At 64.8% G+C, this 17942-nt stretch carries 21 protein-coding genes; 17 read left to right on the forward strand and 4 right to left on the reverse strand.

Going from position 1 to position 17942, the window contains the following annotated elements; all coding sequences use genetic code 11:
• The first annotated feature begins 66 nt into the window (after positions 1-66).
• The 3 genes from ACZ7GB_RS15895 to ACZ7GB_RS15905 are packed head-to-tail and all read left to right on the forward strand — an operon-like array spanning position 67 to position 1871.
• The gene (locus tag ACZ7GB_RS15895) at positions 67-984 is read left to right on the forward strand and encodes a co-chaperone YbbN (protein WP_347430760.1); all 918 of its coding nucleotides are present in this window, start codon (positions 67-69) and stop codon (positions 982-984) included.
• 27 nt (positions 985-1011) lie between these two features.
• Positions 1012-1650, forward strand: coding sequence for an LON peptidase substrate-binding domain-containing protein (locus tag ACZ7GB_RS15900; protein ID WP_098412180.1), 639 nt, complete (start codon positions 1012-1014; stop codon positions 1648-1650).
• On the forward strand, positions 1647-1871 hold the full coding sequence (locus tag ACZ7GB_RS15905; RefSeq protein ID WP_472159468.1) for a Trm112 family protein: 225 nt from the start codon (positions 1647-1649) through the stop codon (positions 1869-1871). The genes ACZ7GB_RS15900 and ACZ7GB_RS15905 overlap by 4 nt, the downstream gene beginning before the upstream one ends.
• 10 nt (positions 1872-1881) lie before the next feature.
• Here the strand turns inward: ACZ7GB_RS15905 and ACZ7GB_RS15910 are convergent, their stop codons facing one another.
• Positions 1882-3144 carry an FAD-dependent monooxygenase gene (locus ACZ7GB_RS15910; RefSeq protein ID WP_472159470.1) on the reverse strand — a complete coding sequence of 421 codons (1263 nt, stop codon included), beginning with the start codon at positions 3142-3144 and terminating at the stop codon, positions 1882-1884.
• 46 nt (positions 3145-3190) lie between these two features.
• On the opposite strand from ACZ7GB_RS15910, the gene ACZ7GB_RS15915 reads away from it, so the two are divergent.
• The 4 genes from ACZ7GB_RS15915 (at position 3191) to ACZ7GB_RS15930 (ending at position 9808) form a co-directional block, all read left to right on the forward strand.
• Positions 3191-4507, forward strand: a complete 1317-nt coding sequence (locus ACZ7GB_RS15915) for an amidase (protein ID WP_472159471.1) — start codon at positions 3191-3193, stop codon at positions 4505-4507.
• A 120-nt stretch (positions 4508-4627) separates the two neighbouring features.
• Positions 4628-5806, forward strand: a complete 1179-nt coding sequence (locus ACZ7GB_RS15920; protein ID WP_472159472.1) for an aminotransferase class I/II-fold pyridoxal phosphate-dependent enzyme — start codon at positions 4628-4630, stop codon at positions 5804-5806.
• Between the two features lie 12 nt (positions 5807-5818).
• Positions 5819-8983 carry a DNA translocase FtsK gene (locus tag ACZ7GB_RS15925; RefSeq protein ID WP_472159473.1) on the forward strand — a complete coding sequence of 1055 codons (3165 nt, stop codon included), beginning with the start codon at positions 5819-5821 and terminating at the stop codon, positions 8981-8983.
• 228 nt (positions 8984-9211) lie between these two features.
• Positions 9212-9808, forward strand: coding sequence for a LolA family protein (locus ACZ7GB_RS15930; RefSeq protein WP_078521674.1), 597 nt, complete (start codon positions 9212-9214; stop codon positions 9806-9808).
• Between the two features lie 4 nt (positions 9809-9812).
• On the opposite strand, the gene ACZ7GB_RS15935 is transcribed toward ACZ7GB_RS15930, so the two are convergent.
• Positions 9813-10391, reverse strand: coding sequence for a transglycosylase SLT domain-containing protein (locus ACZ7GB_RS15935; RefSeq protein ID WP_078542536.1), 579 nt, complete (start codon positions 10389-10391; stop codon positions 9813-9815).
• Positions 10392-10581: 190 nt separating this feature from the next.
• Between ACZ7GB_RS15935 and hspQ the strand changes: the two genes are divergently transcribed.
• Entirely contained in the window at positions 10582-10908 is a 327-nt protein-coding gene (gene hspQ, locus ACZ7GB_RS15940; protein WP_078542537.1) for a heat shock protein HspQ, read from the forward strand.
• Positions 10909-10951: 43 nt separating this feature from the next.
• On the opposite strand, the gene ACZ7GB_RS15945 is transcribed toward hspQ, so the two are convergent.
• Entirely contained in the window at positions 10952-11467 is a 516-nt protein-coding gene (locus tag ACZ7GB_RS15945; protein WP_472159474.1) for an ATP-binding protein, read from the reverse strand.
• The gene (locus tag ACZ7GB_RS15950; RefSeq protein ID WP_134331133.1) at positions 11460-11804 is read right to left on the reverse strand and encodes an STAS domain-containing protein; all 345 of its coding nucleotides are present in this window, start codon (positions 11802-11804) and stop codon (positions 11460-11462) included. The genes ACZ7GB_RS15945 and ACZ7GB_RS15950 overlap by 8 nt, the downstream gene beginning before the upstream one ends.
• Positions 11805-11891: 87 nt before the next feature.
• On the opposite strand from ACZ7GB_RS15950, the gene ACZ7GB_RS15955 reads away from it, so the two are divergent.
• The 9 genes from ACZ7GB_RS15955 to rnc all read left to right on the forward strand — a co-directional run bounded on the left by ACZ7GB_RS15955 (position 11892) and on the right by rnc (position 17798).
• Positions 11892-13070 (forward strand): thiolase family protein, encoded by a 1179-nt coding sequence (locus ACZ7GB_RS15955; protein ID WP_472159475.1) that lies wholly within the window; start codon positions 11892-11894, stop codon positions 13068-13070.
• Complete coding sequence (locus ACZ7GB_RS15960) at positions 13067-13519, forward strand: GAF domain-containing protein (protein ID WP_472159477.1); 453 nt, start codon at positions 13067-13069, stop codon at positions 13517-13519. The genes ACZ7GB_RS15955 and ACZ7GB_RS15960 overlap by 4 nt, the downstream gene beginning before the upstream one ends.
• A gap of 7 nt (positions 13520-13526) precedes the next feature.
• The gene (locus ACZ7GB_RS15965) at positions 13527-13907 is read left to right on the forward strand and encodes a GFA family protein (RefSeq protein ID WP_472159479.1); all 381 of its coding nucleotides are present in this window, start codon (positions 13527-13529) and stop codon (positions 13905-13907) included.
• A 39-nt stretch (positions 13908-13946) separates the two neighbouring features.
• Entirely contained in the window at positions 13947-14594 is a 648-nt protein-coding gene (locus tag ACZ7GB_RS15970; protein ID WP_472159480.1) for an RluA family pseudouridine synthase, read from the forward strand.
• A gap of 76 nt (positions 14595-14670) precedes the next feature.
• Positions 14671-15414 carry a pyridoxine 5'-phosphate synthase gene (locus tag ACZ7GB_RS15975; RefSeq protein WP_274961945.1) on the forward strand — a complete coding sequence of 248 codons (744 nt, stop codon included), beginning with the start codon at positions 14671-14673 and terminating at the stop codon, positions 15412-15414.
• The gene (locus ACZ7GB_RS15980; protein WP_246832523.1) at positions 15411-15869 is read left to right on the forward strand and encodes a hypothetical protein; all 459 of its coding nucleotides are present in this window, start codon (positions 15411-15413) and stop codon (positions 15867-15869) included. Before ACZ7GB_RS15975 ends, ACZ7GB_RS15980 begins: the two co-directional genes overlap by 4 nt.
• Complete coding sequence (acpS, locus tag ACZ7GB_RS15985) at positions 15866-16267, forward strand: holo-ACP synthase (protein ID WP_078521475.1); 402 nt, start codon at positions 15866-15868, stop codon at positions 16265-16267. Before ACZ7GB_RS15980 ends, acpS begins: the two co-directional genes overlap by 4 nt.
• 56 nt (positions 16268-16323) lie before the next feature.
• A complete protein-coding gene (gene lepB / locus ACZ7GB_RS15990; protein WP_093477024.1) occupies positions 16324-17109 on the forward strand; it encodes a signal peptidase I in 786 nt (261 codons plus the stop codon).
• Complete coding sequence (gene rnc, locus ACZ7GB_RS15995) at positions 17106-17798, forward strand: ribonuclease III (protein WP_078521471.1); 693 nt, start codon at positions 17106-17108, stop codon at positions 17796-17798. The genes lepB and rnc overlap by 4 nt, the downstream gene beginning before the upstream one ends.
• Positions 17799-17942 lie beyond the last annotated feature (144 nt).

Genomic DNA, 17942 nt, shown 5'->3' on the forward strand with positions numbered 1-17942 from the left:
GGTTTGCGTTCGGCCCATCCGAGGCCATATAGGAAAGCAAATCCTCCGCAATTTCGGGAGACGGACATGCTGGAACTGGGTGGCGGCGCCAAGGCCGCAGGCAAGAGCGAATACGTCAAGGACGTGACCGAAGCCAACTTCATGGCCGAGGTGATCGAGAAATCGCAGACCGTGCCGGTCATCGTCGATTTCTGGGCGCCGTGGTGCGGCCCGTGCAAGCAGCTCGGCCCGGCGCTGGAAGCCGAGGTCGAAGCCGCGAAAGGCGCGGTCGTGATGGCCAAGGTCAATGTCGACGAAAACCAGATGATCGCAGGCCAGATGCGCGTGCAGTCGATCCCGACCGTCTACGCCTTCTGGCAGGGCCAGCCGATCGACGGTTTCCAGGGCGCGCTGCCGCCCTCCGAGATCAAGAGCTTCGTGGCCAAGCTGATCGAAGCGTCCGGCGGTGAGGCCGGCAACGGTCTGGGCGATGCGGTCGAGGCGGCGGAAGCGATGCTGGCCGAGGGCGCGGCGGAAGATGCGGCAGAGACCTTCGCGGCGATCCTCGAAGAAGATGGCGAGCTGGCGGAGGCCCATGGCGGCCTGATCCGCGCGCGCATCGCGCTGGATCAACTGGACGCGGCAGGCGCGGCTTTGGCCGCCGTGCCCCCGAAACTGTCCGACAGCGCCCCGGTCGAGGCTGCGCGCGCGCAGCTCGATCTGGCGAAGCAGGCGCAATCGGCCGGACCGCTCGACGATCTCAAATCCAAGGTCGAGGCCAATCCCGACGATCATCAGGCGCGCTTCGACTATGCGCAGGCGCTATATGCGGCCGGCAATGCCGAGGAAGCCGTGGACCAGCTTCTCGAGCTGTTCCGCCGGGATCGCGAATGGGACAACGAGGCCGCGAAGACGCAGCTTTTCACCATTTTCGACGCGCTCAAGCCGAACGATCCGGTCGTGGCGAAAGGCCGCCGTCGTCTGTCGTCGATGATATTTGCCTGAGGGCATGGTCGCGCTAGTTTCATCCGCATGATGAAGAAAGGCGACTTGCCCGAAATCCTTCCGCTTTTTCCGCTGCCCGGAGCGCTGCTGCTGCCCCGGGCGCGGCTTCCGCTGCACATCTTCGAGCCGCGCTATCTGCAGATGATCGAAGATTGCATGAAGACCAAGTCTCGGCTGATCGGAATGATCCAGCCGATCAAGGGGCCGGAGGGGCAAAACCACCTCAACGCGATCGGCTGCGCGGGCCGTCTGACCGGGTTTTCCGAGACCGAGGACGGGCGCTACATGATCACCCTGTCGGGGATCTCGCGCTATCGCATCGTGAAACAGATCGAGGGCTTCACCCCCTATATCCGCGCCGAGGTCAGCTGGGCCGGGTTCGAGCGCGATCTGGGCGCGGCCGAGCATGACACCGGCTTCGACCGCGACGAATTTCTCGACCTGCTGGCGAAGTTTTTCCATGCGCAGGGGCTGGATACCGATTGGGAAACCCTGAAAGATGCCGATGACGAGTTGCTGATCAACTCGCTCGGGATGCTGCTGCCGCTGGAGCCGGAGGACAAGCAGGCGTTGCTGGAGGCGCCCTGTCTGGCCACCCGGCGCGAGACCTTGGTGACCCTGATCGAATATGCGCTGCATGGCGGCGGAGAGGAGCGGTTGCAATGAGCGACGAGACTGAGAGCGCATCGACCCCCGAGGCGGCTCGCGAGAAGCCGCTGTTCGACCGGCACATGCTGGAGGCGCTCGTGTGCCCTCTGACCCATGCGGTGCTGAAATACGATGCCGAGAAGCAGGAACTGGTTTCGCAGCCCGCGAAACTGGCCTTCCCGATCCGGGGCGGCATTCCGATCCTGCTGGCAGACGAGGCCCGCCGGATCGACGAGTAAGGCGCGTCGCTTACAGCGCGCGGCCCTGCAACAGGCGGGGCAGGGGGCCCGACAGGCCCGCCGCTTGCTGCATGAATCCGCGGCGCAGCCCCGGGATCGCCTGCACCAGACCCATCCCCAGATCGCGCCCCGCTTTCAGCAGCGGATTGTCGTTCGAGAAGAGCTTGTTCACGGTATCCATGCCGAGCGCGAGCGACGTCGAGTCGAAGCGCCGCCAGCCCTGATAGCGCTCCAGCACGTCCTCGGCGCCGATATCCTCGCCGCGGCGCATCGCTTCCACGACGATCTCCGCCAGCGCCGCCACATCGCGCAGCCCGAGGTTCAGACCTTGCCCGGCGATCGGATGCACGCCATGCGCCGCATCGCCCACCAGCGCCACGCGCGGCGCGACATAGGCTTTCGCAAGCGTCAGGTTCAGCGGGTAGGAAAACCGCGGCCCGGCTAGTTTGATCTCGCCGAGGAAATCCCCGAAGCGCGGGCACAGTACGGCGAGGAAATCCTCGTCATTCAGCGCCGAGATCGTCTTCGCGTTTTCCTCGGTCTCGCTCCAGACGATCGACGACCGGTTGCCCTTCAGCGGCAGGATGGCGAGCGGCCCGGTCGGCATGAAGAACTGCTGCGCGATGCCGTTATGGGGCTTCTCGTGCTCGACCGCGGCCACCAGCGCGGTCTGGCCGTAGCCCCAACCCTCGCGGGTGATCCCGGCGCGTTCGGCCACGCCTGAGCGGCGACCATCGGCCCCGATCAGCAGCTTCGCGGTCAGGGTCTTGCCGGTGGACAGGCTCACTTCTACGCCGCCCGGCACGACCTGCTGCCCTGTCACCTGCGTCTCGTGCAGCAGCGTGATCTTGTCGCTCGCCTCCATCGCATCGAGGAAAGCGCGATAGAGGTAGCGGTCCTCCAGCATGTAGCCGACCGGCGCCTGATCCAGCTCGCGCGCGTCGAAATGCAGGAAGAACGGGGCCGCCCCTTCGCCCGCGTGACCGTCGGCGGCTTTCACTTCCATCATCGGCTGCGCTTGATCGGCCAGCCCGTCCCAGACGCCAATCGCGCGCAGCAATTTCTGCGACGCGATCGCCAGCGCATAGGCGCGGCCGTCGAACGTGTCGGTCGCGCGCTGGCGTGCCGGGGCGGCGTCGACAAGGGTCACGGAAAGGCCGGCGGAGGCCAGTGCAAGCGCCAAGGCGGGGCCGTTGAGCCCGCCGCCCGCGATGATGACGTCTGAATCGTGTTTCATGGCGCCTACTATGGCGCTGGAAGCGGGATTGTCCATGCGCGGGACTGTCGCTAGCGTGGCGGAAAGAACGAAGGAGGCGGGCATGGAATGGCGGTTGGCAGGGGCTGCGGAACAAGGGCGGGCAATTGCCGCCGGTCAGCTCGATCCGGTGGAGCAGACCGAGGCCTATCTGGAGGCGGCTGAAGCCTCAGAGGACATCTATGCGCGTCTCACGCCGCAGCGGGCCCGGGACGAGGCAATGGCTGCGCATCAGCGTGCCAAGCAAGGGCGCAGGCGCGGGATGCTCGACGGGGTCGCGCTGTCTTGGAAGGATCTCTACGACACCGCCGGGGTCGCGACCGAGGCGGGCTCGCGACTGTTGGCCGGGCGTGTGCCCGAGCGCGACGCCGATGTGCTGATCGAAGCCACGCTGGGCGGTTCGGTCTGTCTGGGCAAGACGCATATGACCGAACTGGCCTTCTCGGGGCTTGGCGTGAACCCGATGACCGCGACGCCGCCGAATATTCATGATCCCGAACTCGCGCCGGGCGGTTCGTCCTCGGGCGCGGCGCTGTCGGTGGCATGCGGCTTGGCGGCGGCGGCGGTCGGCTCGGACACGGGCGGCTCGGTGCGTATTCCGGCGGCGTGGAACGATCTCGTGGGGCTGAAGACGACGCATGGGCGGATCACGACGAAAGGTGTCGTGCCGCTGTGCCGGACCTTCGACACGGTCGGGCCGATCACGCGCAATGTCGAGGATGCCGCTCATGTCTTTGCGCTGCTCGAACGGCGCAGCGCGCCCGATCTGCGTGACGCGAGCCTCAAGGGCAAACGGCTGCTGGTGCTGGAAGGGCTGCCCTTTGAGGGCACCCGCGAAAAGCCGGTGCAGGGCTTCGAGCGGGCCGTCGAGGCCTTCGCCAAGGCGGGCGCGGTGATCGAGCGGCGGGGGCTGCCGATGGTGCGTCCGGCGATGGACCTTTCCGGTGTTCTCTTCGCCCCCGAAGCCTATGGCGAATGGAAGCACGAGATCGAAGCCGCGCCCGAGAAGATGTTCGCGGCGATCCTCGAACGGTTCCGCAGCGGGCGCGACGCGCTGGCCTCGGATTACGCGAAAGGCTGGCACGATCTGGCGGGCTACCGCGCGGCCTATCTGGAGGCGACCGCGCAATATGACGCCGTGCTGATACCGACTTCGCCGATCCTGCCGCCCGATGTTCGCCGCCTTATTAGCGACAAGGCCTATTTCCACGAAGAGAACGTGCTCGCCCTGCGCAATACCCGGATCGGGAACGTGCTGGGGCTGTGCGCGCTGAACCTTCCGACGGGCATCCCAAGCTGCGGGATTTCGCTGATGGCGCCGCCGATGACGGAGGATCGACTGCTGCGTTTGGGCATGGCCGCTGAGTCGGCGCTGACGTGAAAACCACATTTCTTGTGGTCAACCCGCTCTGGAGCTTGTCTTTTTCTGGACGAAACGGCGGAGCTTTTGTAACCTCGTCGGCAATAAGGGGCGACATAGACCCCATTCGATGAGGCACAGATGGACTTTCCCGAGCGGTTTTCGAACCTGCCCGAATACGCATTTCCGCGTTTGCGCGCGCTGCTCGATTCGCATGAACCGGGCGGCGACGTCTTGGCGATGTCCATCGGTGAGCCGCGCCATCCGATGCCCGAGTTCGTCGGCGATGTGATCGCGCAAAGCCTTGGAGAATTTGGGAAATATCCCGCCAATGACGGCACTCCCGAATTGCTGGATGCGATCTCGGACTGGCTGAAGCGGCGCTATTCGGTCGAGATCGGACCCGAGCGGATCATGGCGCTCAACGGCACCCGCGAGGGTCTCTACAACGCCGCGATGGCGCTTTCGCCCGAACAAAAGCGCGGCAAAACGCCCGTGATCGCGATCCCGAACCCGTTCTATCAGGTCTATGCGGTCGCAGCTGCGGCGGTCGGCGCGGAGCCGGTTTTCGTGCCCGCGGGCGCTGATACGGGGTTTTTGCCTAATTATTCGGCACTTGCGCCCGAGGTGCTGGACCGCATCACCGTGGCCTATCTGTGCTCGCCCTCGAATCCGCAGGGCGCGGTCGCGAGCCGCGATTATCTGGCCGATCTGCTGCATCTGGCCGAGAAGCACGATTTCATCGTTTTCGCCGACGAGTGCTATTCCGAGATCTGGCGCGAGGCCCCGCCGCCCGGTGCGGCACAGGTAGCCGCCGAGGAGGGCATCGACCCCGAGCGCGTAGTGATCTTCCACTCGCTCTCGAAGCGGTCGAACCTGCCGGGTCTGCGCTCGGGCTTCCTCGCCGCCGGGCCGCAAAGCATCAAACATATCCGTCGCCTGCGCGCCTATGCCGGTGCGCCGCTGCCGCAGCCGCTGCAGCGCGTGGCCGAGCGCGCTTGGGCGGATGAGGCTCATGTCACGGAAAATCGTCGCCTCTACGCCGAGAAATACGAGATCGCGGGACAGATCTTCGACGGCGTCGATGGCTTCCAGCTGCCGCAGGGCGGCTTCTTCCTCTGGCTTCCCGTCGAAGACGGGGAGGCAGCGGCGCTCAAGCTTTGGACAGAGACCGGCATTCGCGTGCTGCCGGGCGCCTATCTCGCGCGCGAGGTGAACGGGGAAAACCCCGGCCAGAAATATATCAGAGTGGCTCTGGTCGCTCCAAAAGCAGAAACGCAGCGCGGGCTGATGCAGCTCCGCGACTGCCTATACGGTTGAGGACGGTAGGTTATGGCATCTTATCAGGTTCGACAGCGCGATCCGCTTTTCGATCAGGACACGCAAGCCGTTCTGGAGCGGCGTGGCAAGGAATTGGTAGGGGGGCTGCTGGTCGTCTTCGGCTTGCTCGCCGCGATGATGCTGTTCTCCTATCACCCCGAAGATCCAAGCTGGATGGCGTCCTCGGATGAGCCGGTGCAGAACTGGTTGGGCCGGATCGGCGCCGGGATCGCCTCGCCCCTGTTCGTGATCGTAGGCCACGGCGCGTGGCTGCTGCCCGCGGCGCTGGTGGCCTGGGGTCTGCGCATGATCACCCATCGCGGCGAGGAGCGCCTCGTATCGCGGATGATCTTCTTCCCGATCGCCGTGGCCGTCGCCGCCGTTTACGCAGCGCTTCTGGTGCCGGGCGATCAATGGGGTCAGGCCTTCGGCCTCGGTGGGCATTTCGGCGACATGATCGCGGGCGCGATGCTGGGGATCGTTCCGATCTCGGGCGTGGTCGGGCTGAAGCTTCTGTCGCTGGTCCTTGCTGCGGCAATGCTGGCCATGGCGACCTTCGTTCTCGGCTTCACCAAGCCCGAGCTGCAGGCGATCACGCGTTTCATGTGGTTGGGCACGGTCGCGATCTATGTCGGCGCGATGAACATTCTGGGCCGTGGGGCATCGGCCTCGGTCACGGGGGCTCGCTCGGCGGCAGAACGGGCGCGCCAGCGCCGCGCGGAAGCGGCCGAACGCGCCGCAGAACAAGCCGCATGGGAGGAGCAACAGGCCTATGCCGCGCATGACTGGGCGCCCGAGGTCGAAGCGGCCCCGGCGGCACGCCCGTCCTTCCTGTCGCGCATCCGTCGCCCGGTGGAACCCGATTACGATCCCTATGATGCCTCGCCCGAACTGTTCGAGACCGAGCCCTATTGGGACGACCAGCCGCAGCCCGCAGCGCCGTCCGAGGATCGCATCCGCGCCCGGATCAGCCAGGCGGTGCAGAACCGCAAGTCGGCGCCGATCGTGACCGATTACGCGCCCGAGCCTGAGGCCCCGCTGCATCACGATATGCCCGAGACCTTCGCCGACCCCGAGCCGGAGCCGCCGCGTCCGTCGGCCTCGGTGCTGGCCGCCGTCGCCAAACGCCTCGCGCGCGCACCGCGCCAGCCGCAAGTGGTCCATCAGGAACCGCCGCTGCGGGCCGAGCCGCAACTGCGCGCCGAGCCGCCGCTCAAGGCCAAGCCGCGCTTCATGCCGGGTTTCGGCGCGCCTGCAAGTGCCGCCGAGCATGCGCCCGAAATGGCCTATGCGGGTGCCGACGAGCCGCAAATGACGGCGGCGGAGCAGGTCGCGCAGGGTTATGACTACGCGGACGACGACAGCCGCGACTGGACCCACCCGGATTACGAAGGCTTCGAGGCCGATCCTCGCGACATGCGCACCGAGCATTTCTATGCCGGTGAGCCGCACTCCTTCGACGAGTCGGGCGCTGCGCAATGGATCGAGGAAGACGTGGTGCCGGAAATCCCGGCCTCCGCGCGCGGTCTCGACCGTCAGGTCATCAAGCAGCCCGAGCCGAAGCGCGTCGTGCAGCCTGCGGCGAAACCCGCAGCTCCCTCGCGTCGTGCGATCGAAGAGGCCCAGCCGAAGATGGCTTTCGAGAAGCCGAAAACCGCGCCTTTCGAGATGCCGCCGCTGTCGCTGCTGACCAACCCCACGACGATCCAGCGCCACCAGCTCTCGGATGAGGCGCTGGAAGAGAACGCGCGGATGCTCGAAACCGTGCTCGACGATTACGGCGTGAAGGGCGAGATCGTCTCGGTCCGCCCCGGCCCCGTCGTCACGATGTATGAACTCGAGCCCGCGCCGGGTCTGAAAGCCAGCCGCGTGATCGGTCTGGCCGACGATATCGCCCGCTCGATGTCGGCGCTGTCGGCACGTGTCTCGACCGTGCCGGGCCGTTCGGTGATTGGTATCGAGCTGCCCAACGATCACCGCGAGAAGGTCGTGCTGCGCGAGATCCTCTCGGCGCGCGATTTCGACGACAAGAACATCAAGCTGCCGCTGGCTCTGGGCAAGACCATCGGCGGCGAGCCGATCGTCACCAACCTTGCCAAGATGCCCCACCTGCTGATCGCAGGGACGACCGGCTCGGGTAAGTCGGTGGCGATCAACACGATGATCCTGTCGCTGCTCTACCGTCTGACGCCGGAAGAGTGCCGCCTGATCATGATCGACCCGAAGATGCTCGAACTCTCCGTCTATGACGGCATCCCGCATCTGCTGTCGCCGGTTGTGACCGATCCGAAGAAGGCGGTCGTCGCGCTGAAATGGGTCGTCTCGGAGATGGAAGAGCGTTACCGCAAGATGTCCAAAATGGGCGTGCGGAACATCGAGGGCTACAACGGCCGCGTGAAGGAAAGCCTCGACAAGGGCGAGATGTTCAAGCGCACCGTGCAGACTGGCTTCGACGAGGAGACCGGCGAGCCGATCTTCGAGACGGATGAATTCCAGCCCGAGCCTTTCCCCTATATAGTCGTCATCGTCGACGAGATGGCCGACCTGATGATGGTCGCAGGGAAAGAGATCGAGGCCTGCATCCAGCGTCTGGCGCAGATGGCGCGGGCCTCGGGGATTCACCTGATCATGGCCACGCAGCGCCCCTCGGTCGATGTCATCACCGGCACGATCAAGGCGAACTTCCCGACCCGGATCTCCTTCCAGGTGACGTCGAAGATCGACAGCCGCACCATTCTGGGCGAGCAGGGCGCCGAGCAGCTTCTGGGCATGGGCGACATGCTCTACATGGCGGGGGGCGGCAAAATCACCCGCTGTCACGGGCCGTTCGTGTCCGACGAGGAAGTCGAAGAAATCGTCAACCACCTCAAGAGCTTCGGTCCGCCGGAATACATGTCGGGCGTGGTCGAAGGCCCCGATGACGACACAGCGAGCGATATCGACGCAGTGCTCGGCCTCAACACCGGCGGCAATACCGGCGGAGAGGATGCGCTCTACGATCAGGCGGTGGGCATCGTGATAAAGGATCGCAAATGCTCGACCTCCTACATCCAGCGCAAGCTGGGCATCGGCTATAACAAGGCCGCGCGCCTCGTGGAGCAGATGGAGGATCAGGGCATCGTGTCCTCGGCCAACCATGTCGGCAAGCGCGAAATCCTCGTGCCCGAGCAGCAGTAAGCCGGTCACAATCAGAAATGCGATGCGCCCCGGGGAGACCTCGGGGCGCTTTGCGTTTCAGGGGCCCCTTACTCGGGACGACCGCCGGGCGCAGTGATCCGATACGGGGGCGCTGTTATTGAATGACATCCCCTGTTAGGCGCAAATGCGCTCAAGACGGACCCGCAGCGCGATTGGCGCGTTACGGCGGGACTTCCGCTTTCGCAAGGAGTGCCTAAATCTATGGTCATGAAACAGATCCGCATCCTGCTCGCCGCGATCTTCACGCTGGCGCTCGCCCTTCCGGCCTCGGCCGGAAAAGTCTCGCTGAATCAGATATCGTCCTATCTGAACTCGCTGACCTCCGCGTCGTCGGATTTCACGCAGGTCAATTCGGACGGGTCTATCTCGACCGGCAAGCTGTTCATCAAGCGGCCCGGTCGGGCGCGCTTCCAGTACAATAACGACAAGACGTTGGTGCTGGCCTCGGCCAACCGAGTCGCGGTGTTCGATCCGAAATCGAACCAGCCGCCGGAGCAATATCCGCTGGTGAAGACGCCGCTGAACCTGATCCTGGGCCGCAATATCGACCTGAACCGCAATGGTATGGTCGTGGGCTACACGACGGACGGGCCGAAGACGATCGTCACCGCGCAGGACCCGCAGCATCCCGAATACGGCAATATTCAGCTGGTCTTCACCGACGGGCCGGTCGAGCTGCGCCAGTGGGTGATCACCAACCAGTCGGGCGAGAAGACCACGACGATCCTGAACAACCTGCAAAAGGGCGGCAACTTCGCCACGTCGATGTTCTCCATCGATCAGGCATTGGCCCAGCGGCGCTGATTTCTCAGCGCCGGCAGGATTGCAGTTGGATTTCGTACATCTGCGCGCGGGACGCGACGCGGTCGGCCACGGCGAGAAGCCAGGATTTCGACCGGTGTGACCCGCGCGAATAGCCGCCGCGCCCTTCGTGATAGGCCAGATACTGGTTGCGCGCGTCGGCCTTGGAGATGCCGAGCTTCTTCTGCGTGCCGTCCATGTACCAGCCCATGAAGTCGGTGGCGTCCGAGATGCGGTTGCGCCTCGCACCGAAGCGATGGGTATCTTCGCGATACTCATCCCAGGTGCCGTCCAGGGCCTGGCTGTAGCCATAGGCGGAGCTTTGACGGCCCAACGGGATGATCCCGAGCGCGAAGCGCTGCGGCGTCTTCGCATTGCCGTCGAACTTGCTTTCCTGGTGGATCGTGGCCATCTGCACGGCGACCGGAACGCCCCAGCGGGCCTCCGTCCGGCGCATGGCGTTGAAGTATTGCGGGCGTTCTTTGATGATCGCGCAGGCGTCATCAAGATTGCGCGGGGGCTTGGACGGTCCGCCTCCACAGGCGGCCACCGCAAGCACTACGCCGAGGGCGAGGTATTTCTTCATAACTGCTCTTCTTTGCTCTGACGGCCTTGTTTTTTGTCAGTCTATGCGTAATTGGCCCGTTCGAAAACCGGGAAACGCACAGGATCAGCGGACTGTCGCGACGAATCGGACAATCTGTTTCCGGCGGAAATGAGGCGAAAACGTGGACCTGAGCGGTTTCACGATTTAGAATTAAGGTATGAGGATAGATATGCATACCACGCACGCGAAATATCACATCGGCCAAGTGGTGCGGCATCGCAACCACCCGTTCCGCGGGGTGGTGTTCGATGTCGATGCGATCTTCTCCAACTCGCAGGAATGGTATGACGCGATCCCCGAGGAATCGCGCCCGTCCAAGGATCAGCCCTATTACCACCTGCTCGCCGAGAACGACGAGAGCTACTACGTGGCCTATGTGTCCGAGCAGAACCTCGTTGCGGATTTCTCAGGCGAACCGGTGAGCCATCCCGATCTCGAGGACCTCTTCGGCGAATTCGGTAACGGGTCGTATCAGCTGCAATTCCAACTGAACTGAACCGCGCCGCCCACGGTGCAAGGCTGCGGGTCGGGCAGGGGCCCTATCCCGCCTGTCGAATTTCGATCGGGTCTAGCGGCATGCGGAAGGCGAGCAGATTGCGCCCCTCCTCGCGGTGATAGCCCAGATCGGTCGCAAGATCGCGGATCAGGAACCAGCCAAAGCCGCCTTCGGGCAGGCTGGTCGGGTCGGGCCGCTCCGGGTCGCGGTCTTCCAGATCGAGGCAGGCCGGGGGTAGCGCGACCCCGTCGTCGCTGACCGAGCAGGTGAGCCCCTTACCGTCGCGCGCGATGGAGAGCGAGATCGTGCCTTTGCCGCTATCGCCGTAGCCATGCTCGACGATGTTGTTGAGGATTTCCGCGAGAATCAATTCCAGCGTCCCGGCCTCTTCCTCGGTCATCAGACGGATGAAACGCGCCACGGCGGCCCGCAGCGCGTCGCGCACCGCGATCGGTGTCGCCGCGAAGCTGAGGTTGAAGACCCGCACTTCGGCCTGCTGCGGGTGCGGGCTTGGGCGCGCGGTGCTGGGGGGTGATTTCGGTCTCACACGCTCACGCATATTTCCGGCCCTCCCCCAGCGCGGCTTCGAGGTCGGCGTGGATCGGCAGCACCGAATCCATGCGGGTCAGGCGGAACACCTTCGCGACATTCGGCGTCAGCCCGCAAAGCTCCAGCTGTCGGTTTGGCGCGAGCGATTTCATCACCGCCACCACCGCACCCAGCCCGGAACTGTCGAGAAACTCCACCTTCGAGAGGTCCAGCAGCACCCGCGCCGCCGGTTGCACGGTCACATCGCGCATTCTTTCCTTGAACCGGATCGCGATGGCAGCATCCAGCCGCGCCTCGGCCAGATGGACGACAAGCGCGCCTTCCAGCGCTTCGGCAGTGAGGTTCATGTCCGACTCCCACGGTTGATCTGACGGGAAGGCTAGACGGCAATGCTTACCATTCGGTATCCGTGGGACAGAATTTTGGAGGGTATCATGGAAAACGTGGTGATCGTCGGAGCCTCGCGCACGCCGATGGGCGGAATGCAGGGCGTCTTTGCAGCTGTGCCTGCGTCGGAACTGGGTGGGGCCGCCATCAAGGCGGCGATGGACGGTGCAGGCGTCGCGCCTGCGCGGATCGAGGAAGTTCTGATGGGCTGCGTGCTGCCCGCAGGTCAGGGGCAGGCGCCCGCACGACAGGCAGGCTTCGCGGCGGGGCTTGGCGAAGAGGTGCCCGCGACGACGCTGAACAAGATGTGCGGCTCGGGCATGAAAGCGGCGATGGTGGCCTATGACCAGATCGCGCTCGGCCAGACCGGGGTGATGGTCGCGGGCGGGATGGAGAGCATGACCAACGCGCCCTACATGCTGCCGAAGATGCGCGCAGGGGCACGGCTCGGCCATGCTCAGGCGCTCGATCACATGTTCCTCGACGGGCTGGAGGATGCCTATGACAAGGGGCGTCTCATGGGCACCTTTGCCGAGGATTGTGCGCAGGCCTTCCAATTCACCCGCGAGGCGCAGGACGATTACGCGATGGCCTCGCTGAACCGTGCCGTTGCGGCGGAGAAATCCGGGGCTTTCGCCGATGAGATCGCGCCGGTGACGGTGAAGACCCGCAAGGGCGAGACGGTGGTCTCCATCGACGAGCAGCCGGGCAATGCACGCCCCGACAAGATCCCGCATCTCAAGCCCGCCTTCCGCAAGGACGGCACGGTGACGGCGGCGAATTCGTCCTCGATCTCGGACGGGGCGGCTGCGCTGGTGCTGGCCTCGGAGGCTGCGGCGAAGGCCGAGGGCCTGCCGATCCGCGCCCGCATTCTGGGCCATGCGAGCCATGCGCAGGCGCCCGCCGATTTCCCGACGGCGCCGGTGCCGGCGGCGGAGAAGCTGCTGAAGAAGCTCGGCTGGACGGTCGATGACGTCGATCTGTGGGAGGTCAACGAAGCCTTCGCGGTCGTGCCGATGGCCTTCATGCACAAGCTGGACATCTCGCATGACAAGGTGAACGTGAATGGCGGTGCCTGTGCGCTTGGCCATCCGATCGGCGCGTCGGGTGCGCGGATCATCGTGACGCTCCTCAATGCGCTGGAAAAGGCCGATCTCAAGCGCGGCGTGGCCGCGATCTGTATCGGTGGGGGCGAGGGCACGGCCATCGCGATCGAACGGGTATGAGCGTGGATTACGACGATCTGGCGAAACGCATCGCGGCGCTGACCGAGGGTGAAACCGACGAGGTCGCGCTGATGGCGACGCTGGCCTGCGAAATCCATCATGCGGATGACCGCTTCGACTGGACCGGCTTCTACCGGGTCACCGAACCTGAACTGCTGAAGATCGGCCCCTATCAGGGTGGGCATGGCTGCCTCGTGATCCCGTTTTCGCGCGGGGTCTGCGGGGCGGCTGCCCGCGAGGGAGCTACCCAACTGGTGCCCGATGTCGAGGCCTTCCCCGGCCATATCGCCTGCGCCAGCTCCACCCGCTCGGAACTGGTGATCCCGGTCTATGCAAAGCGCGGTGTCATCGCGGTGCTCGATATCGACAGCGACCAGCCGGATGCCTTCACCGAAGAGGATGCGGCGGCGCTGGATGGGATTCTGAAAGACGTGTTCGGACATTTGTGAGGAAGCCATGAAACATACCGGCGCGTGCCTCTGCGGGGCGGTCAGCTACGAGGTCGCGGGCGACATGCGGCCCGTGCTGGCCTGCCATTGCAGCCAATGCCGCAAGACTTCCGGCCATATCTGGGCCTCGTCGCAGATCGATGACCATCAGCTTGTGCTGATCAACCGCGACGGGCTGCGCTGGTATCGCTCCTCGGAAACGGCGGAGCGGGGCTTTTGCCAATTCTGCGGCAGCTCCGTGTTCTGGCGGCTGGACGGCGAGGGGCGGATTTCGGTTGCGGCGGGGACGCTCGACCTGCCGACGGGGCTTTCGATGGCGGAGCATATCTTCGTGGCGGACAAGGGCGATTACTACGAGATCGAGCCGGGGACGCCGCAATCGCCCTGAGGCTTGACCCGACAGGCGGCGCAGTGCATCTCGCAGCGCATGAGTTACGTCTATGACCCGCCACAGGAGGCCCCGCGCATCCTTCATGCCGATCACGAAATCCTCGTGGTCGACAAGCAGGCGGGGTTGCTCTCGGTGCCAGGCAAGGGGCCGGACAAGGCCGATTGCCTGATTGCGCGGCTGCGGGGGATTTACCCCGAGGTTCTGCTGGTTCACCGGCTCGATACCGATACCTCGGGCGTGATGGTCTTCGCGCTCACGCCCCATGCGCAGCGCCACCTTGGCCTGCAATTCGAAAAGCGACAGACGAAGAAAGCCTATCAGGCGCGGCTCTGGGGTGAGCTGGCCGAGAAGGAGGGGCGGGTCGACCTGCCGCTGTGTGTCGACTGGCCGAACCGTCCGCGCCAGCATGTCGATCACGAGAACGGCCGCCCCGCCCAGACCGACTGGCGGGTGATGCGCCATGAGGACGGCACGACGCGCGTGCGGCTGATGCCGATCACCGGGCGCAGCCACCAGCTGCGGGTGCACATGGCCGAGCTGGGTCATCCGATCCTCGGCGATCCGCTCTATGCCGAAGGCCCGGCGCAGGAGTTCGAGCGCCTGATGCTCCATGCCGAAACCCTGCGCTTTCGCCATCCAGATGGCGGCATGCATATGACCTTCACCGCGCCGGTCCCGTTCTGAAACCGATACAATCGCAGGTCTTTTCCCCGCCTGCGCGCGCAGGCATACTCCTGCGAGACTTATTGCGGAGAGCCCGATGCCCAAACCTTTGCGCCTTGGTGTGAATATCGATCACGTGGCCACCGTGCGGAATGCCCGCGGCTCGGCCTATCCTGACCCGCTGCGCGCCGCGCGTCTGGCCGAACAGGCGGGGGCCGACGGGATCACCGCGCATCTGCGCGAAGACCGCCGCCATATCCGTGACGCCGATATCGACGCGCTGCGCGGCGGGCTCGACATCCCGCTGAATTTCGAGATGGCCGCGACGCCCGAGATGCAGGAGATCGCGCTGCGCCATCTGCCCCATGCCTGCTGCATCGTGCCGGAAAAGCGCGAAGAGGTGACGACCGAAGGCGGTCTGGACGTCGCTGGCGATCTCTCGCGGCTGACCGATTACGTGGGGCCGCTCGTCGAGGCGGGCATCCGCGTGTCGATGTTCATCGGTCATGATCCGGCGCAGATCGAAGCCTCCGCCAAGATCGGCGCGCAGGTGATCGAGCTGCATACCGGCCATTTCTGCGACATGCATTACGAGGGCGATTTCGCCGCCCGCGATGCCGAGCTGGAGGCGCTGAAAGCAGGCGCTGCCTATGCCGACAGTCTCGGGCTGGAGGTGCATGCGGGCCACGGCCTGACCTATGAGACGGTCGAGCCGATCGCCGAAATGAAGCAGATCCGCGAGTTGAACATCGGCCATTTCCTGATCTCTGAGGCGATCTTCGTCGGGCTCGGTCCCGCAATCGTGCATATGCGCAAGCTGATGGATGCGGCGCGGGGATGAAGCTGCGCGGCGTCATGCTGACCGGTGCGTTGCTTGGCGCGGCTTGCGCGGCGCAGGCAGGTCCGGCCTATGTCGGGCCCTGCGATTTCACTGCGCGCGCCGATAATATCGTCGAGCCTTGGTCGGAGAATACCGCGACTTTCGCCAAGGGCGCGGTGCGGCTGGCGCTGATGGATACGATCGAGCCGGCTGCGGCGGCGTTCCATATTCTCGTCCTGTCGCCCCCCTATGACGAGGTCGGCGGGCGGCAATGCCGGGTCATCTCGGCTGCAGAGGGCACCGGCTTCGGCGGGGTCGATTTCGCGGCGCTCTCGGCCAGCTACGATCCCGCGACCGGGTTGAGCCTCACCCTGCCGGTCTCCACCTATGACGGCACGGGTGACGCAATGTCGCATCAGTTGCACATGACGCTCAATCAGGCGACGGGCGCGATCACCACCGAGGTCACCCCATGATCCTCGGTATCGGCACCGATCTCGCGAATATCGAGCGGATCGAGCGCACGCTCGAACGCTTTGGCGACCGCTTCCGCAATCGGGTCTTCACCGAGACCGAGCAGCGCAAGGCCGAGCGCCGCAAGGATGTGGCCGGCACCTATGCCAAACGCTGGGCGGCGAAAGAGGCCTGTTCCAAAGCGCTTGGAACCGGGTTGCGCATGGGCATCGCATGGAAGGATATGGCGGTCACGAATCTGCCAACGGGGCAGCCGGTGATGCAGGTCACGGGCTGGGCGGCGGACCGGCTTAAGGAAATGACACCAGAGGGTTACGAGTCCGTCATCCATGTGACGCTGACCGATGACCACCCCTGGGCGCAGGCCTTCGTCGTGATCGAGGCCCGCAAGCTTTCTTGACTCGGGCGCGAGGCCGCGTATTGAGGCCAAGGAATTTTGAGGCAGGGTAAGAGATAATGGCGAAGAACAAGGCCGAGGGCGGTATCCTCGACACGATCAAGACGATTGTCTGGGCACTGGTGATCGCGGGGGTGTTCCGCACGCTGTTCTTCCAGCCCTTCTGGATTCCCTCCGGCTCGATGAAGGACACGCTGCTGATCGGCGACTTCCTCTTCGTGAACAAGATGGCCTACGGCTATTCGCGTTACTCCTGCCCGTTCTCGGCCTGCCCCTTCGACGGGCGCCTGCTGGCCAGCGACCCCGAGCGCGGCGATGTGGTGGTGTTCCGTCACCCGACCAAGAACGTCGATTTCATCAAGCGTCTGATCGGCCTGCCGGGCGACAAGATTCAGATGATCAACGGCGTTCTGCAGATCAACGGCAAGGCGGTCGAGATGAAGCCCGAGCCCGATTTCGAGGAAGTCATGCAGCCGCAGGGCCCGCAGGGGCTGTTGCCGCGCTGCTCGAACTCGCCGGTCGGCATGGGCGATACCTGCATCAAGAAACGCTATGCCGAGACGCTGCCCAATGGCGTCACGCATGACATTCTGCAGATCAACAATGACGGCCCCGTGGACAACACGCCCGTCTACACCGTGCCCGAGGGCATGTATTTCTTCATGGGCGACAACCGCGACAACTCCGAAGACAGCCGCTTCCCGCAATCGGTGGGCGGTCTTGGCTTCGTCCCGAAAGAGAACCTGATCGGCCGGGCCGACCGGGTGATGTTCTCCTCGGCGGGTCGCTCGCTGTTCTACTTCTGGACCTGGCGTCCGGATCGGTTCTTCAAGGCGATCAATTGAAGCTAAGCGCGGAGATCAAGGCATTCGAGCAGCGCCTCGGGCATAAGTTCAAACGGCCCGAGCTGCTGGCGCGCGCGCTGACGCATAGTTCGATCTCCACGCCGACCCGGCCCGACAACCAGCGGCTGGAATTTCTGGGCGACCGCGTCTTGGGCCTCGTGATGGCCGAGGCGCTGTTCCTGGGCGATCGTGCCGCTTCCGAGGGCCAGATGGCGCCGCGCTTCAACGCGCTCGTGCGCAAGGAAGCCTGCGCCGATATCGCCCGCAAGATCGACCTCGGTGCGGTGCTCAAGCTCGGCCGGTCCGAGATGATGACCGGCGGGCGGCGCAAGCTGGCGCTGCTGGGCGACGCGATGGAGGCGGTGATCGCGGCGGTTTATCTCGATGGCGGGTTCGATGCGGCGAAAGTGCTGATCCTGCGGCTTTGGGAAGATCGGCTCGACAGCGTCGAGGAAGACGCGCGCGACCCGAAAACCGCGCTGCAGGAATGGGCGCAGGCCCGCGGTCTGCCACCGCCGCACTACGAGATCATCCATCGCGACGGTCCCGATCACGCCCCCAATTTCACCATCGAGGTGCGTCTGGAGAACGGCGCGCGCGAAACGGCCAAGGCCGGTTCGAAGCGTCAGGGCGAAATGACCGCTGCGAAGACGCTGCTGAAACGTCTGGAAGAGGGCGCCGAGGGTTGAGTGAAGGTCTTGGCGCGGGGCGACCAGCCCCGGGCCGCGCCCGACCCTCCCCATGGGAGGGCGCATTGGCGATGTCGGCGCGGGCATATCCGCCACTCGGGCTTGAAAGATAAACTGCCCGGCCACGGACGAAGCGAAGCGCCC

It is taken from the genome of Thioclava sp. PTB-PU3-1 (genome assembly GCF_055666785.1).

Bases quoted from the DNA above. Each gene is read 5' to 3' on its own strand.
- ACZ7GB_RS15895 (WP_347430760.1), top strand. From the start codon at position 67: ATGCTGGAACTGGGTGGCGGCGCCAAGGCCGCAGGCAAGAGCGAATAC.
- ACZ7GB_RS15900 (WP_098412180.1), top strand. From the start codon at position 1,012: ATGATGAAGAAAGGCGACTTGCCCGAAATCCTTCCGCTTTTTCCGCTG.
- ACZ7GB_RS15905 (WP_472159468.1), top strand. From the start codon at position 1,647: ATGAGCGACGAGACTGAGAGCGCATCGACCCCCGAGGCGGCTCGCGAG.
- ACZ7GB_RS15910 (WP_472159470.1), bottom strand. From the start codon at position 3,144: ATGGACAATCCCGCTTCCAGCGCCATAGTAGGCGCCATGAAACACGAT.
- ACZ7GB_RS15915 (WP_472159471.1), top strand. From the start codon at position 3,191: ATGGAATGGCGGTTGGCAGGGGCTGCGGAACAAGGGCGGGCAATTGCC.
- ACZ7GB_RS15920 (WP_472159472.1), top strand. From the start codon at position 4,628: ATGGACTTTCCCGAGCGGTTTTCGAACCTGCCCGAATACGCATTTCCG.
- ACZ7GB_RS15925 (WP_472159473.1), top strand. From the start codon at position 5,819: ATGGCATCTTATCAGGTTCGACAGCGCGATCCGCTTTTCGATCAGGAC.
- ACZ7GB_RS15930 (WP_078521674.1), top strand. From the start codon at position 9,212: ATGAAACAGATCCGCATCCTGCTCGCCGCGATCTTCACGCTGGCGCTC.
- ACZ7GB_RS15935 (WP_078542536.1), bottom strand. From the start codon at position 10,391: ATGAAGAAATACCTCGCCCTCGGCGTAGTGCTTGCGGTGGCCGCCTGT.
- hspQ (WP_078542537.1), top strand. From the start codon at position 10,582: ATGCATACCACGCACGCGAAATATCACATCGGCCAAGTGGTGCGGCAT.
- ACZ7GB_RS15945 (WP_472159474.1), bottom strand. From the start codon at position 11,467: ATGCGTGAGCGTGTGAGACCGAAATCACCCCCCAGCACCGCGCGCCCA.
- ACZ7GB_RS15950 (WP_134331133.1), bottom strand. From the start codon at position 11,804: ATGAACCTCACTGCCGAAGCGCTGGAAGGCGCGCTTGTCGTCCATCTG.
- ACZ7GB_RS15955 (WP_472159475.1), top strand. From the start codon at position 11,892: ATGGAAAACGTGGTGATCGTCGGAGCCTCGCGCACGCCGATGGGCGGA.
- ACZ7GB_RS15960 (WP_472159477.1), top strand. From the start codon at position 13,067: ATGAGCGTGGATTACGACGATCTGGCGAAACGCATCGCGGCGCTGACC.
- ACZ7GB_RS15965 (WP_472159479.1), top strand. From the start codon at position 13,527: ATGAAACATACCGGCGCGTGCCTCTGCGGGGCGGTCAGCTACGAGGTC.
- ACZ7GB_RS15970 (WP_472159480.1), top strand. From the start codon at position 13,947: ATGAGTTACGTCTATGACCCGCCACAGGAGGCCCCGCGCATCCTTCAT.
- ACZ7GB_RS15975 (WP_274961945.1), top strand. From the start codon at position 14,671: ATGCCCAAACCTTTGCGCCTTGGTGTGAATATCGATCACGTGGCCACC.
- ACZ7GB_RS15980 (WP_246832523.1), top strand. From the start codon at position 15,411: ATGAAGCTGCGCGGCGTCATGCTGACCGGTGCGTTGCTTGGCGCGGCT.
- acpS (WP_078521475.1), top strand. From the start codon at position 15,866: ATGATCCTCGGTATCGGCACCGATCTCGCGAATATCGAGCGGATCGAG.
- lepB (WP_093477024.1), top strand. From the start codon at position 16,324: ATGGCGAAGAACAAGGCCGAGGGCGGTATCCTCGACACGATCAAGACG.